Source organism: Paenibacillus sp. BK720, from assembly GCF_011761545.1.
Classification (GTDB): Bacteria; Bacillota; Bacilli; order Paenibacillales; family Paenibacillaceae; genus Pristimantibacillus.
On record NZ_JAASRQ010000001.1, the window covers coordinates 1,235,793 to 1,250,204 of the forward strand.

General features: G+C 51.8%; 17 protein-coding genes. All 17 read left to right on the forward strand.

Annotated features, from left to right (window positions below; all coding sequences use genetic code 11):
- Window positions 1-73 precede the first annotated feature (73 nt).
- The 17 genes from FHT67_RS05530 to trpE all read left to right on the forward strand — a co-directional run bounded on the left by FHT67_RS05530 (window position 74) and on the right by trpE (window position 14,411).
- A complete protein-coding gene (locus FHT67_RS05530; RefSeq protein WP_132304688.1) occupies window positions 74-1,588 on the forward strand; it encodes a sugar ABC transporter ATP-binding protein in 1,515 nt (504 codons plus the stop codon).
- Window positions 1,585-2,574, forward strand: coding sequence for an ABC transporter permease (locus FHT67_RS05535; protein WP_132304690.1), 990 nt, complete (start codon window positions 1,585-1,587; stop codon window positions 2,572-2,574). The genes FHT67_RS05530 and FHT67_RS05535 overlap by 4 nt, the downstream gene beginning before the upstream one ends.
- Window positions 2,575-2,738: 164 nt before the next feature.
- Window positions 2,739-3,014: an HU family DNA-binding protein gene (locus FHT67_RS05540; protein WP_127494178.1), complete on the forward strand. Its 276-nt coding sequence runs from the start codon at window positions 2,739-2,741 to the stop codon at window positions 3,012-3,014.
- 226 nt (window positions 3,015-3,240) lie between these two features.
- Window positions 3,241-3,462, forward strand: coding sequence for a trp RNA-binding attenuation protein MtrB (gene mtrB / locus FHT67_RS05545; protein WP_132304692.1), 222 nt, complete (start codon window positions 3,241-3,243; stop codon window positions 3,460-3,462).
- A gap of 138 nt (window positions 3,463-3,600) precedes the next feature.
- Window positions 3,601-4,158: a hypothetical protein gene (locus tag FHT67_RS05550; RefSeq protein ID WP_132304694.1), complete on the forward strand. Its 558-nt coding sequence runs from the start codon at window positions 3,601-3,603 to the stop codon at window positions 4,156-4,158.
- A 123-nt stretch (window positions 4,159-4,281) separates the two neighbouring features.
- Complete coding sequence (locus FHT67_RS05555; protein WP_132304696.1) at window positions 4,282-5,133, forward strand: heptaprenyl diphosphate synthase component 1; 852 nt, start codon at window positions 4,282-4,284, stop codon at window positions 5,131-5,133.
- A 20-nt stretch (window positions 5,134-5,153) separates the two neighbouring features.
- Window positions 5,154-5,900 (forward strand): demethylmenaquinone methyltransferase, encoded by a 747-nt coding sequence (locus tag FHT67_RS05560; protein ID WP_132304698.1) that lies wholly within the window; start codon window positions 5,154-5,156, stop codon window positions 5,898-5,900.
- Window positions 5,897-6,772 (forward strand): UbiA-like polyprenyltransferase, encoded by an 876-nt coding sequence (locus FHT67_RS05565; RefSeq protein WP_167196280.1) that lies wholly within the window; start codon window positions 5,897-5,899, stop codon window positions 6,770-6,772. The genes FHT67_RS05560 and FHT67_RS05565 overlap by 4 nt, the downstream gene beginning before the upstream one ends.
- Window positions 6,766-7,395 (forward strand): UbiX family flavin prenyltransferase, encoded by a 630-nt coding sequence (locus FHT67_RS05570; RefSeq protein ID WP_167196283.1) that lies wholly within the window; start codon window positions 6,766-6,768, stop codon window positions 7,393-7,395. The genes FHT67_RS05565 and FHT67_RS05570 overlap by 7 nt, the downstream gene beginning before the upstream one ends.
- A complete protein-coding gene (locus FHT67_RS05575) occupies window positions 7,392-8,249 on the forward strand; it encodes a menaquinone biosynthesis protein (RefSeq protein WP_132304704.1) in 858 nt (285 codons plus the stop codon). Before FHT67_RS05570 ends, FHT67_RS05575 begins: the two co-directional genes overlap by 4 nt.
- Window positions 8,250-8,253: 4 nt before the next feature.
- On the forward strand, window positions 8,254-9,228 hold the full coding sequence (locus FHT67_RS05580; RefSeq protein WP_167196286.1) for a polyprenyl synthetase family protein: 975 nt from the start codon (window positions 8,254-8,256) through the stop codon (window positions 9,226-9,228).
- Between the two features lie 99 nt (window positions 9,229-9,327).
- Window positions 9,328-9,771 carry a nucleoside-diphosphate kinase gene (ndk, locus tag FHT67_RS05585; protein ID WP_132304708.1) on the forward strand — a complete coding sequence of 148 codons (444 nt, stop codon included), beginning with the start codon at window positions 9,328-9,330 and terminating at the stop codon, window positions 9,769-9,771.
- A gap of 37 nt (window positions 9,772-9,808) precedes the next feature.
- Window positions 9,809-10,594: a CheR family methyltransferase gene (locus FHT67_RS05590; protein ID WP_132304710.1), complete on the forward strand. Its 786-nt coding sequence runs from the start codon at window positions 9,809-9,811 to the stop codon at window positions 10,592-10,594.
- 62 nt (window positions 10,595-10,656) lie between these two features.
- Window positions 10,657-10,818, forward strand: coding sequence for a hypothetical protein (locus tag FHT67_RS05595; protein WP_165930582.1), 162 nt, complete (start codon window positions 10,657-10,659; stop codon window positions 10,816-10,818).
- A gap of 179 nt (window positions 10,819-10,997) precedes the next feature.
- Window positions 10,998-12,092, forward strand: coding sequence for a 3-dehydroquinate synthase (aroB, locus tag FHT67_RS05600; protein ID WP_167196289.1), 1,095 nt, complete (start codon window positions 10,998-11,000; stop codon window positions 12,090-12,092).
- Window positions 12,093-12,097: 5 nt separating this feature from the next.
- Window positions 12,098-12,466, forward strand: coding sequence for a chorismate mutase (gene aroH / locus FHT67_RS05605; protein ID WP_132304714.1), 369 nt, complete (start codon window positions 12,098-12,100; stop codon window positions 12,464-12,466).
- Between the two features lie 382 nt (window positions 12,467-12,848).
- The gene (gene trpE / locus FHT67_RS05610) at window positions 12,849-14,411 is read left to right on the forward strand and encodes an anthranilate synthase component I (protein ID WP_132304716.1); all 1,563 of its coding nucleotides are present in this window, start codon (window positions 12,849-12,851) and stop codon (window positions 14,409-14,411) included.
- Window position 14,412 lies beyond the last annotated feature (1 nt).

Consider the following 14,412-nt stretch of genomic DNA (forward strand, 5'->3'; position numbering starts at 1 on the left):
CCAGGGGCAAAGGCTTAATGCTTACGAAGCAAGAATTGCTTCGCAATTCTTTTTAGCTGGAGAGGTGCACAACATGAGTGTTGCAAAGCAATTGCAAATGAAGGGGATCCGGAAAGCTTTTTCCGGCGTCCCCGCCCTCCGCGACGTCGAATTTAACCTGCTAAGCGGCGAGGTTCACGCGCTTCTTGGCGCCAACGGCGCCGGCAAAAGTACCCTGATGAAAATTTTATCGGGTGCTTACGGCCAGGACGAAGGCGCGGTTACAATCGACGGGCGGCAAGTTCATATCGGTTCACCTGGGGATGCCAAACAATTGGGCATCCATTGCGTTTATCAGGAAGTTGACACCGCTCTGGTGCCGCAGCTGAGCGTGGCGGAGAATGTTATGCTCGACAGCATTTCCAGCAAAGGCAGCAGCCTGTGGCTGAACTGGCGCAAGCTGGAGAAGCAGGCGGAAGCAACGCTGGCGCGGCTTGGCGCATCGATTCCGGTCAAGAAGAAGGCAGGAGAGCTGACGCTCGCCGAGAAGCAGCTTGTGCTTATTGCCAGACTGCTGACGGAGAAAGCAAAATACGTTATTTTTGACGAACCGACCGCACCGCTGAGCCTTGAAGAAGCGGAGCGGTTATTCCGTGTTATCGGACAGCTGAAGGAAGAAGGGATTGGAATCGTCTTTATTTCCCACCGGCTTCCGGAAGTATTCCAGCTCTGCGATCGCATTACGGTTATGCGCGACGGTGAGCGGGTGTTGACCGAGTCTACCTCTTCGTTAACGATTGACGACGTCGTGCAAGCTATGCTAGGCCGTGTATTCGAGGAGGAGTTCCCGAAAACGGAGGTTCCGATCGGCGAGCCGCTGCTTGAGGTGTCAGGAGTTACGCGCGGCCATCATGTCCGCAATGTAAGCTTTAATGCCCGCAGCGGTGAAGTTGTGGCCATTGTTGGACTGGTCGGAGCCGGCAAAACGGAGCTGTCGAGAGTGTTGTTTGGCGCCGATAAGGCAGATAAGGGTCATGTGACCATCGCGAGGAAAGCGATTAACAACAGCGAACCGGCGGATGCCATAGCTGGCGGCATTGTGCTGGTCCCGGAGGAACGGCGGAAGCAGGGGATTCTTGTAGGAGAATCGGTGCAGAACAACTTAAGCCTGCCGATTCTGAAGCTGCTGACGAGAAGCGGCTTCCTGTCCGGGAGGAAAGAGTCGAATAACGCAGCCGCGATTATCGGTAAGCTTGGCATCAAGACCTCTTCTCCCAATCAGAAAACCGGTCAGCTCAGCGGTGGCAACCAACAAAAGGTATCCATCGGAAAATGGCTTCCCACCGGCGCGGAGGTGTACCTGTTCGATGAGCCGACGAAAGGCGTGGATATCGGCGCAAAAAGCGATATTTTCCGCATTATCGGGTCGCTTGCCGAGCAAGGGAAGGCAATTGTTTACTTAACATGTGAATTTGCGGAAGCGATGGGCATCGCAGACCGGATTCTCGTCATGTGCGACGGAGCACTTGTGAAGGAATTTGGCCGGGGCGAAGCCACGCAGGAGCTGCTGATGCTTTATGCAAGCGGCGGCAAGGAGGAGCAGGCATGAGAGAGAAGTCACTAGATTTCATTTTTAAATTCGGATCGCTACTTGTTATTGCCTTAGTCATCCTATTCTTCTCGATGTGGGATGAGCATTTCTTTACGTACGCTAACTTGTCGGATATTTTGCGGTCGATTTCGATTACGACCTTTGTTGCGATCGGCGTAACCTTCTCTCTGACGGTTGACGGCTTCGACTTGTCGGTAGGCTCGACCGTATCGTTAACGACGGTTGTAACGGCCGCCTTTATGGTCTGGTATGAACAGCCGGTTGTCGTTGTTATCGTTGTTGCGCTGTTGATTGGCGCTTTGGTAGGTCTGCTCAATGCGCTTCTGATCGTCAAAATCCGTATTCCGGACATGCTGGCGACATTGGCGGTTATGTACATTGTAGGCGGTATTCATAAGACTTATACGAAAGGCTATTCGATCTACAACAATATGCCTATGCCTGACGGTTCCACGGCACCGGGCAAGTTCAGCGAGTCGTTTCTGTGGCTTGGCCAAGGCAAGCTGCTTGGCATCCCGGTTCCGGTTGTGCTGATGGTTATTGCGGTGATCGCCGTTCACCTGTTCTTCAAATACACCCGCTGGGGACGCCAGATGTATACAACGGGCGGCAACGAAGAAGCTGCGCGGCTGTCAGGCGTTCGGGTGCGCCGTATCCGTACGTTTGCTTATATCGCATCCGGCATTTTTGCGGCCATCGGAGGCATTCTGTACGCGGCGCGCGTCGGCACAGGCCAGATCGATGCCGGCGCTCCGATGATGATGGAATCGGTAGCGGCCGTCTTTATCGGTTATTCCGTGCTTGGGGCGGGCCGTCCCAATGTAATCGGTACGTTCTTCGGCGCGATCCTTATCGGCGTGCTTCTGAACGGCATGACGATGATGAAGGTGCAGTACTATGCCAACGACATTGTCAAAGGCGTAGTTCTTGTCCTTGCGCTTGCCGTAACCTTCATTCATTTGTCAAGAAGACGCAGCGGTTAAAATGAAATATTGATGAAAGTACGCAGAACCTCTATAGGCTACTTGAAATTGGAAATCGGCTGTATTACTATAAGTTTGTTTGAGGTCGAGGTATATTTTTCAAGTTTTCAGTAAATAAGAGGGATAAGATGACTCTTCATTTGCCTTTAGGGGAGGTGAAACAAATGAACAAAACCGATTTGATTAACAAAGTGGCTGAACTGTCCGATCTGTCGAAGAAGGATGCAACGAAAGCGGTTGATGCCGTATTCGAAGCCATCTCCGATGCCCTTCAAAGCGGAGACAAAGTGCAACTGGTTGGCTTCGGTAACTTTGAAGTTCGCGAACGCCAAGCCCGTAAAGGACGCAATCCGCAAACAGGCGAAGAGATTGATATCGCTGCAAGCAAAATGCCTGCTTTCAAGCCTGGTAAATCTCTTAAAGACCTCGTTTCCAATTAATTGCTTTTGTATAGCGCCCGGACGCCAACGCGTTCGGGCGCTTTCGTTTTTGACCAGCTGCCAAGTCTTGCATGTCGAAGCCGGTCTATAGTATAATCGAGCCCAGCAATAGGATGCTAGAGCAGACGAAGGCGCTGCACGGCAAATGCTTTTTCGAAGCAATGAAGTCCTCACAATAAGCCACAACATGGCAAATTGAGTGATGATTCATTTTAGGAGGGTTAAGATGGAGCCGAATCAAGGCGATTACATCGTTATCAAAGCGAAGGATCAGGGCGTTCAGGTGATCGGCCTCACGCGTGGTCAGGATACCAAGTTCCATCATACGGAGAAGCTGGACAAGAATGAAATCTTGATCGTTCAATTTACGGATCATACATCGGCAGTTAAAATCCGCGGCAAAGCTTCCGTCATGACCAAGCACGGTACGGTGGATACAGACCAGTAATAGAATTGATCGGACAAACTCCCTCACGCAGAAAATGCGTGCTGGGAGTTTTTTTGTGCATAGCTTGGCAGCATCGGTTGTAAAATGGGGTATAGGGGATTTTTAGTGCGTTTACTAGAGCGGAGGGAGGATTCCGTTATGCGAAAGGCATATTTGACGTCGCTTGGCGCGGCGCTTGCGGTAACGGCGGTAATCGGCCTAATGCCTCATTCCGGAATTGGTCCGGAGAGGGGAAGAGGCGAGGTGGCCGTCTTTCATCCCTCCGAGATGAAAAGGCTGACAAGCCGTAATCTGGTTGATGCCATCGTCAGCCTGCAGTTGACGGGAAGAGTAGGCAAAGTACAGTGGACCCAGGCGGTGCTGACGGTTGAAATGCGGGCCGACGACGAGAAGCAGACCGACCGTTGGTATAAAGATATGGAGAAGCTGATCCGGCTTTCATTCACGCAAACGGAAAACGTGAACCGGCTGCTGATCCGCTATGTCGACGCCAAAGCGGGCGGTCAGCTGCTGTTTGCGGCCGATGTCCGGAGGACCGACAATTGGCTTGGAGAGAATTTTAACGAAATAAGCGACGCCGATCCGCTTCATGACGAGCTGTGGAGGAAGCGACTGAGAATCGCGTATACCTCCCTGCTGGAAGACAGGCTGGGACCAATTGATACCTATTCTACCTCGCCCCTTCCATCTTCCTGACGGAGTTGTAGCTAAATAATGAACAATTTGACCTTGGAAGCTTGTTTCGTATGCTCATGACCTAAAGTTGTGCTATAATAGTTTAGATTATTTAGCGGCAATATCTGTTCGGAGGCTTACCCCATGAAACCTTATCGTATCAACGAACTCGCATCCAAGTATGTCGAGTATGACATGATTCAAACTTACACCGAGCTGCCTGCTTTTCCCGACCCGAGGCTAAGGCTGCTTCATGCCGTGTTGAGCGAGCATGAAACCCTGGAGCCTAATAGCGAGCTCTACTCGCTGGTGGTATCGCTGGTACAGCTGGGAATGGATACGCATGACCTGATAGACACGGAGGAAACCCGGCGCTCTGAGAGCGAGATGAGGTCGAGGCAGCTGAAGGTACTGGCCGGCGATTATTTCAGCAGCCGTTTCTATCAGCTTTTGTCTCAAGCCGGGCACATCGGCATGGTATCCAAGATCAGCGCTGCGGTATGCGAAGTTAACCGATTGAAGATGGATCTTTATACGAAGATGCAGCAATCGCAGCTCAAGGCTGAAGAGTATTTGAACAAGCTGACGGAGCTGAAGAGCGAGATGTTCCAGTTTTTCAGCGGAATGATGGAAGGCGCGTTCGTAAAGCTATGGCCTGAAATGCTGGAGGATGTGAGCCGTTGCGAGACGGTTTTGGATGAAATGAATCGTTTTGATTCACCATCCCGGTTTTATCAAAGCTGGGCTTATTGGCATGTCATGCAGGAAGGCACGCCGGAAGAACAGCAAAGCCTATCCCGGAAGACGGAGCATTCCTTTATTTACGATCTGCGGGGCAAATACGAGCTTCAAGGAAGACTGGTCTCCAAGCTGAAGGCTGCTGCGGACAATCTCCGCAGTACGGCAGCAAAGCTGGAGTCCGACCAGCTGAAGAATGTGATTCAGGAATTGGCGGATTCCTTCCTGGAGAAGATGGCAGCCCATAGCAGGGCCTAACGAAACGAGGGATAACACAGATGAATGCAAACACAAGCTCTGAATCAAGTTCAGGCTCCAGCTCGAAAGAACATGTGCATGCGCTTTTCGAGAACATAGCTCCCAAATACGATATGATGAACGATCTGCTCAGCTTCCGCAGGCATAAGGCTTGGCGGAAGTTTACGATGCGCAAGATGAGCGTGCGGCAGGGGCAGACGGCGCTCGATTTGTGCTGCGGTACATGCGACTGGACGATAGCGCTTGCGAAAGCGAGCGGTACCGGACAAATTACGGGTCTCGACTTCAGCCAGAACATGCTGGACGTTGGTGCCGTCAAGGTGAAGGGTGAAGGCCTGAATGAGCAGGTTACGCTTGTACAGGGCAACGCAATGGAGCTGCCTTTTGCCGACAACTCCTTTGATTTCGTTACGATTGGCTTTGGTCTACGCAACGTTCCGGATTATCTGCAGGTGCTGAAGGAAATGGAACGGGTTGTGAAGCCTGGCGGCAAGGTGGTATGCCTCGAGCTGTCGAAGCCGTTGTGGCAGCCGTTCAAGGGAATGTATTACTTATACTTCGAACGGATGCTGCCGATGATCGGCAAATGGGTGGCGAAGCGCTTTGACGAATACAAGTGGCTTCCGGATTCCCTGAAGCTTTTCCCTGACGCCAACCAGTTATCCGAACTATTTCGGCAAGCCGGACTCCGTGAAGTACAAGCCTATCCGCTGACCGGAGGAATCGCCGCGCTTCACATCGGTACAAAGGAGAAATCGCAGCAATGATTCGCAAACTACGCATTATTTTGGAAATGATAAAATTTGAACATTCCGTATTCGCTCTTCCGTTCGCCTTTCTGGGCGCTGTTCTTGGCACGTTAGCGGTTGAGAAGCAATTGCCTACATGGGGGGAGATTGGCTGGATTGCGCTTGCGATGGTAGGTGCACGCAGCGCGGCCATGAGCCTTAACCGGGTCATTGACAAAGCCATCGACAAGGCTAACCCAAGAACGGCGCAGCGGGCGTTGCCGGCAGGCTTATTGAAATCGTTCGAGGTCATTTTATTTATTATCGTATCTTTCGGCTTGTTGTTTATAGCAGCGGCAAACCTGGATCCTATTGCCATGAAGCTGATGCCGATTGCGGTTGTGATGCTGGTTCTGTATTCTTATATGAAAAGAATCACCTGGCTCTGCCATTTGTTCCTTGGCCTTACGATCGGCTTGTCTCCGCTTGGGGGCTGGGTCGCCGTAACGGGTTCCCTGAATGCCGCGGCATGGGTACTGTATTTCACCGTTGCCCTTTGGATCGCGGGCTTCGATATCGTATACGCGACTCAGGATTACGAATACGACCGCGATAAAGGCCTGCATTCGATTCCGGCGCGCTTTGGTCTCTCCGGTGCTTTGTGGATCGCTAGAGGCTTCCATGTCGTAACTGCTATCGGTTTCTTCGCTTTGTTCTGGATGACCGAACTGAGCTGGGTATACCTCATTGGCACAATCGCATCGATTCTGATGCTCTTCTATCAGCACTGGCTGGTAAGGCCGAATGATCTGTCACGCGTGCAAATTGCCTTCTTCGGCATGAACGGGACGCTCAGCGTGGTTTTGTTCGTATTTGCAATGTTCGATCTGCTGGTGGTGCACCAATGGTAGAATCAAACGGTGCAACAAGACCTAAACGCTGGGTAGTCGGGATAACCGGGGCAAGCGGGGCGATCTACGGAATCCGGCTGATCGAAGAATTGCTTCAGGCGAATTACCTTGTCCATGTCGTCGTGACCGAAGCGGGCTGGCGGGTATTGAAGGAAGAGCTTGGCTGGGATACAACGCGGCGTCAAGCCGCGCTGGAGCAGCGGTTCGGTGAAGCCGTGACTGCCGGCCGATTGGTCTTTCATCCGAATGCCGATATCGGCGCTAGCATCGCAAGCGGCTCGTTCCAGGTTGAAGGCATGGCGATTGTGCCTTGCTCGATGGGCTCACTCGCCTCGATGGCGCGAGGAATTTCGGACGATTTGCTGACCCGAGCGGCGGATGTCATGCTGAAGGAAGGGCGCAAGCTTATTATTGTTCCGCGCGAGACGCCGCTGCATGCCATTCATTTGGAGAACATGCTTACGCTTGCTCGGCTTGGGGTAAGAATCATTCCGGCAATGCCGGCCTTTTATTATAAACCGCAATCCATGGACGAAATGATTAATTTCCTTGTCGGCAAAGTGCTCGATAGCATGTCGATCGAGCATCAATTATTCAGAAGATGGGGAGATGACCTTACATGACGGGCAGACTGAATCCGCTCCGCGTCGGCCGGATTGATTATGCGAATGCATGGCCGCTTTTTCACTATTTGGAAGATAGTACTGAGCAAGCCGGCATTGAGATTGTGCTGAAGGTGCCGGCCGAATTGAACCGGCTCTTGCGCGAAGGGGAGATACAAGTCGCGGCTGTATCTTCCTTTGCTTACGGGATGAATGACAAGGATTATGTCCTGCTTCCGCATTTATCGGTGGGGTCGGAGGGAAAGGTAAACTCCATCCTTTTGTTCCTTAAACAACCGATCGGGCAGTCTGCTCCTGAGCGGATTGCCGTTACGACAACGTCGGCAACGTCGGTTAACCTGCTGAAAATATTAATGAAAAAATATTACGAGCTTGACCCCGTATACGAGCCGGCCGAACCCGACCTTGACCGGATGCTGGAATGGGCCGACGGGGCTCTTCTGATCGGCGATCCTGCGATCCGGGAGTCCTGGGAGAACAAAGGTTTGACCGTCATTGATCTTGGCGAAGTGTGGAACCAGTGGACGGGATTGGCTATGACTTACGCCGTTGTTGCGGCGCGCAAGGAAGCAGTGGAGCGTTCACCGGAAGCCTTCGAGCGGTTGTTCCAGGCTTTTACGGCCAGCAAGGAGAAGAGCGCAGCGGATCTAACGCCGCTTATCGAGAAGGCTACGAAACAGCTGGGAGGCGATCCGGCTTATTGGCAAATGTACTTTACTTGCCTCAATTACGACTTTGGACCAAAGCAGCAGGAAGGCCTTACGCTTTATTTCCGGTACGCTAGTGAGCTTGGCTTGCTCGATCACGACGTGAACCTGCACTTTTATAAAGAAGAATCTCTGCCGAACAGGTGAAAGAATGAAACTATTAGACATTTTTGCAAAGTTAAAAGGCGATATGTCCCGAATCGAGCAAGAGCTGGAACGAAGCATTTCGTTCGGCGATGAGCTGCTTAGCGAGACGTCTCTTCACCTGCTGAAGGCGGGAGGGAAGCGGCTGCGCCCCGTATTTGTGCTTCTCTCGGGTAAATTCGGCCAATACGACCTTGATAAACTGACGAAGGTAGCGGTGCCGCTTGAACTCATTCATATGTCTTCCCTGGTGCATGACGATGTCATTGACGATGCATCGACGCGGCGCGGCCAACTAACCGTCAAATCCAAATGGGATAACCGGATTGCCATGTATACGGGCGATTATATTTTCGGCAGGGCGCTCACGATAGCAACAGAGCTGGATGATCCGTTTATCCATCAAATGCTCTCGAAATCTCTTGTGCAAATGAGTATCGGAGAGATGGAGCAAATCCGGTATTTCTTCAATACCGAACAAACGATCCGCGATTATTTGCTGCGCATCCGCCGGAAGACGGCACTGCTAATCGCAATCAGCTGTCAGCTGGGGGCTGCGGCGGCAGGGGCGGATCGGTCTACGCTAAACCGCTTGTACCGTTACGGTTACAATGTTGGGATGACCTTTCAGATCCGTGACGACATGCTGGATTTGTTCGGCACCGAGAAGCAGATCGGCAAGCCTCCGGGCTCCGACATCCGACAGGGAAACATTACGCTGCCCGTCATTCTCGCCTTGAAGGATGACAAGGTGCGCGAGCCTCTGCTCGAGCAGATCCGGATTATCCGCGAGCATAACGGGAATGTTGATACCAAGCCCGCCATTTCGCTGATCAAGAGCAGTAAAGGCATTCAGCTCGCTGACCAGCTGGCGAATGATTACATCAAAAAAGCTTTGGCCGCTTTAGAGGGTTTGCCGGGTATCGGGGCGAAGAAGAATCTGATCGACATTGCGCATTTCGTAGGAAAGCGCAACTACTAGGGAATGCAGCGCTTACGAAGCAAGAATTGCTTCACAATTCTTTTAAGCGAATGCTTACGAAGCAAGAATTGCTTCACAATTCTTTTTAGGAGGTAGCGTATGGAAAGAACATTTTTGATGATTAAGCCAGACGGTGTGCAACGCGGCCTTATCGGTGAGATTGTGTCGCGGTTTGAGCGCAAAGGACTGAAGCTCGTTGCTGCCAAATTTATGGTGGTAAGCAGAGAACTTGCAGAAACCCATTATGCCGAACACCAAGGCAAGCCCTTTTACGAGCCGCTGCTGAACTTTATTACAGCCGGTCCGGTCTTTGCCATGGTGTGGCAGGGGGATAACGTCATTGCCCTGACGCGTGCCATGATTGGCAAAACGGATGCGGTAGACGCGCTGCCTGGCACCATTCGTTCGGATTTTGCCGTACATACGAATTTAAATTTGATTCACGGCTCGGATTCTCCGGAAAGCGCGGCTAGGGAAATCGCGAATTTCTTCTCGCCCGAGCAGCTCATGGAATACGAACATACCGTACAGCGCTGGATCTAAGCCATACATAACGCTGTCGTTACAACAGGAGGCGTCCATGTCGGTGGATCTGGATTTCGATCTTTTTATCCAAAGAATGAAGGCTAAGACCAATATCGATTTGTCGCAGTACAAAGAAGCCCAGATGAAGCGTCGTTTGACGACGCTGCGCCAGAAGCACGGTTACCACACTTTCGAGGCCTATTGGAAAGCCATTGAACAGGACCGGAGCCTGCTGAACGAGTTTTTGGACCGCATGACCATCAATGTGTCCGAATTCTGGAGGAACCCGAACCGGTGGGAAGTGCTGCAAAGCCGCTTCCTGCCGGAAATGCTTGGGCGGGGAGACAAGCTTAAGATATGGAGTGCCGCTTGCTCGACTGGAGAAGAGCCGTACACGATCGCGATGATTTTGTCGGAGCTTGGCGCTCTGCATAAAACCTCATTGCTGGCGACTGACCTGGATTCCGTGGTGCTGGAAAAAGCGAAGGAAGGGCAGTATTTGGAGCGTTCCCTGCGGGATGTCCCCGCTGCTTACAGGCAGAAGTATTTCCAGCCGGATCACGGAATGTACGCGGTATCGGACATGCTTAAAAACGCGATTTCGTTTAAGCAGCAGAATCTGCTGCACGATTCCTTTGATCATTCCTTTGATCTGATCGTCTGCCGGAATGTAATGATTTATTTCACGGAAGAAGCCAAGCACTTATTGTACCAAAAATTCGCAAGCGCTCTTCGGCCCGGAGGACTTCTGTTCGTCGGAAGCACGGAGCAGATTTTCTCTCCATCCCAGTACGGCTTCGAGTCGGCAGACACCTTCTTCTACAGAAGAATAACCGGCTGATGTATAGCGATTTCCATCCGTTCCAATACTAAAGGCAACCGATCTTTTATTGGAGGATGAAGATGGACAAGCGACAAGTGATTCATGCTTACCGAAGCGGAATCATAACCATTCAAGAATGCGCTCAAATTCTCGGTCTCGACAGCCGCCAGCTTCCTAATCTGATGAGTCAGATGGCAGTGAAGGTTGACCGGGAAACAAGCAAGCGCTTTGTGAACAGCTAACGCTTTTCCATAGCCGCCCGAAAGGCGGATGCCAGAGCCAGAAATGGCTTGAGCATCCGCCTTTTTACATTTGCTAGAGCTGCCGCATTTCTTGTCAAAGCCTGGAGCCTGTACTATAATGAGCAAAGATGTTTACATAACAAAAGCCCGGAATATAAACAGTTAGGATGGTACAGATCATGCGCGAACTGAAAGTTGAGCTAGGCGAACGCTCTTATCCCATTTATATCGGTGAAGGCCTTTTGCAGGAGGCGGCAGCGTATTTCAAGAAGCATCAGATCAGCTTGAAATCGCCGCTCCTTATTATTACGGATGAACATATTGCCCCGCACTATTTGGAACCGCTTAAGAGCAATCTCCGCGAAGGCGGCTTCACGGTCGCCAGTGCGGTTATTCCTGCGGGCGAGAGCTCCAAATCGTTGTCGATGCTGGAAAACCTGGTTACAAAAGCGCTTGAGGCCGGCCTTGACCGCAAGTCGACGATTGTTGCGCTTGGCGGCGGCGTTGTTGGGGATCTGACCGGATTCGTGGCGGCTTCCTATATGCGCGGCGTTAGGTTCGTACAGATTCCTACAACGATCCTTGCCCATGATTCAAGCGTTGGCGGCAAGGTTGCGGTTAATCATCCGCTTGCGAAAAACATTATTGGCGCTTTCCATCAGCCCGAGATGGTGCTTTACGATCTGAATACGCTGCAGTCGCTGCCTCCGAGGGATGTTAGCGCCGGCTTATCGGAAGTTGTGAAGCACGGTTTAATCTGGGATGCGGAATTTACGGCATGGTGCGAAGAAAACGCGGACCGTCTGCTTGCGCTTGAGCCGGATGCGCTTGGATATGCCCTTTACAAAGGCTGCAGCGTAAAGGCAGCCGTAGTCTCTCAGGATGAGCGCGAGAATGATCTGCGCGCGATTCTGAACCTTGGCCATACGATCGGCCACGCGCTCGAAGCGGTAGCCGGCTACGGCGAGCTTTTGCATGGGGAAGCCATCTCCATCGGCATGATTGGCTCGGCGAGACTGGGATTGCGTTACGGCGCGCCTGAAGAGGTTTATACCACCACGAAGCGGGTATTGTCCAAGGTTGGTCTGCCGGTGAAGCTTCCGGCGCATTTCGACGTTGACGCCATTATGGACGCCATGATGCATGACAAGAAATTCAGCGAGAGCACGATGGTATTTGTTGTGCCTACCGAGGTCGGCAAGGTGGAAATCAAGAAGGATGTTCAGTCCGCGTGGGTACGGGATATCGTTGAGCAATTGAAACTGGAGGCGTAAAAGGGATGACAGTTAGAGGGATTCGCGGTGCCATTACCGTTGACGTAAATGAAAAAGAGCCTATTTTGCAGGCAACGCTTGAGCTGCTGCAAGAGGTTGTGAAACAAAACGATATCGTGCCGGATGATGTCGCCAGCGTGTTTATTACCGTTACGCAAGACTTGGATGCTACATTCCCGGCAATTGCGATCCGTCAAATGGTCGGGTGGGATCTGGTGCCTTTAATGTGCGCGCTGGAAGTGCCGGTGAAAGGCAGTCTTGAGCGCTGCGTCCGTTTCATGATTCATTTGAACACGGAAAAAACCCAAGCTGAGATTAACCATGTCTATCTTGGCGGCGCGCGCGTGCTTCGTCCGGATTTGTCAAAATCCTGATTGACGCGAGGCCTAATCGGTAGTATATTGAGAACTAACAATAGTAAGGCAAGAGAAGAGTAGCAAGTTAATAGACAGGTTTTAGAATGAAACGTTTAACCGTCATCACAGGATGGCGCAGCCGTTTCACCTTAGGTAGCAGGCTTTTAGTTGAGTTGAGATGAGTTAAGCAGAGACGAGTGCAGAACAGTTGAGAATAGAGAGCTTGTTTATCGCAGCTAAGCGCAGGAGATCGCATCGCTATCGTGCGCCTTAGGTCTATTCTTTATTTTGTTCGCAATCTTATTTGTCATCATCTATACATTCAACGCCCCTGCTTCCGGCAGGGGCTTTTTTAATGCCCTTCTAACCAAGTAGCGAGTACCAAGAGGAGGAACCCCCCATGACAAATGAATTGCAGCAAGTAACGAAGCTGGCCGACCAATACAATATTATTCCGATCGTACGCTATATGCTTGCGGATACGGAAACACCAATCAGGCTGTTTCAGCATTTTGCGAAGGAGCAGCACGCGTTCCTGCTTGAGAGCGTAGAGGGCGGAGTGAAATGGGCGAGATATTCATTCATCGGGACGGATCCTTTCATGATGCTCTACGGGAAGAACGGCAAGATGGTACTGGAGCATAACGGTGAGAAGCAAGTGTTCGACGAGAAGCCGATTGAGCTCTTAAAGGCTCAACTTCGCGGCTACCGTAGCCCGTCGCTGCCGGAGCTCCCGCCGTTTACGGGAGGCGCGATCGGATACTTCGGTTACGATCTGCTTCAATATTACGAGAACCTCCCGGCACACCGCATCGATGACTTGCAAATGAATGATTTGCAATTTATGTTCTGCGACCAGGTCATCGCGTTTGATCACTTCAAGCAGCAGCTGCAAATTATCGGGAATGTTCATATCCCTCATGCCGCCACCAACGCGGACATCGAGAAGGCTTATAACCGTGCGGTAGCCAAGATCGAAGCTACGATCGAACGGGTGCAGCAGCCGATTACGGTTCCGGTAACGTCGGGTTCGTCGATCCCGGTTGATCCCGAGCTTGGCGATGTAAAGTCCAACCTGACGAAGGAACAGTTTATTTCGAACGTTGAGCAGGCGAAGGAATATATCCGCGCCGGCGATATTTTCCAAGTCGTCTTGTCTCAGCGCTTCAGCATCGAAACCGAGGTTGATCCGCTTCACGTCTACCGCGTGCTTCGCACGATGAATCCGTCCCCTTATATGTATTATTTGAAAATGGGTGATGAAGTGATCGTAGGCACTTCGCCAGAAGCGCTTGTAAAGGTTAACGGCGACCGCAAAATCGAGACCCGTCCGATCGCGGGAACAAGGCCGCGCGGAAAGACGCCGGAGGAAGACAAGGCGCTGGAGGTGGAATTGCTCGCCGACGAGAAGGAACGGGCGGAGCATCTGATGCTGGTTGACCTTGGGCGCAACGATATCGGCCGCGTATCGGAATTCGGCACGGTACGCTGCGATTCTTATATGGAGATTGAGCGTTACTCGCATGTCATGCACATCGTATCCAACGTATCCGGCAAGCTTCGCGAGGATAAAGACTTCTTTGATGCCTTCCTGTCCTGTCTGCCGGCCGGCACGGTATCCGGCGCGCCCAAGCTTCGCGCGATGGAAATTATCGCGGAGCTCGAGAACGAAGCGCGCGGCGCTTACGCGGGGGCAATCGGTTATCTCGGATTCGGCGGCTCGCTGGATACGTGCATTACCATCCGGACCATCGTGTTCAAGAACGGCAAAGCTTATGTTCAAAGCGGAGCAGGGATCGTATGGGACTCGGTTCCGGAGAGCGAATATATGGAGACGGTCAATAAAGCAAAAGCAAGCCTTAAGGCGATCCGCGCGGCGGAAGCGATTTTTGGCAATCGGAAAAGTTCGGCTGATCAGGCGGTTAACGCGGATTACTATGTAACAAGCGGAGAGGTGTTGTAAA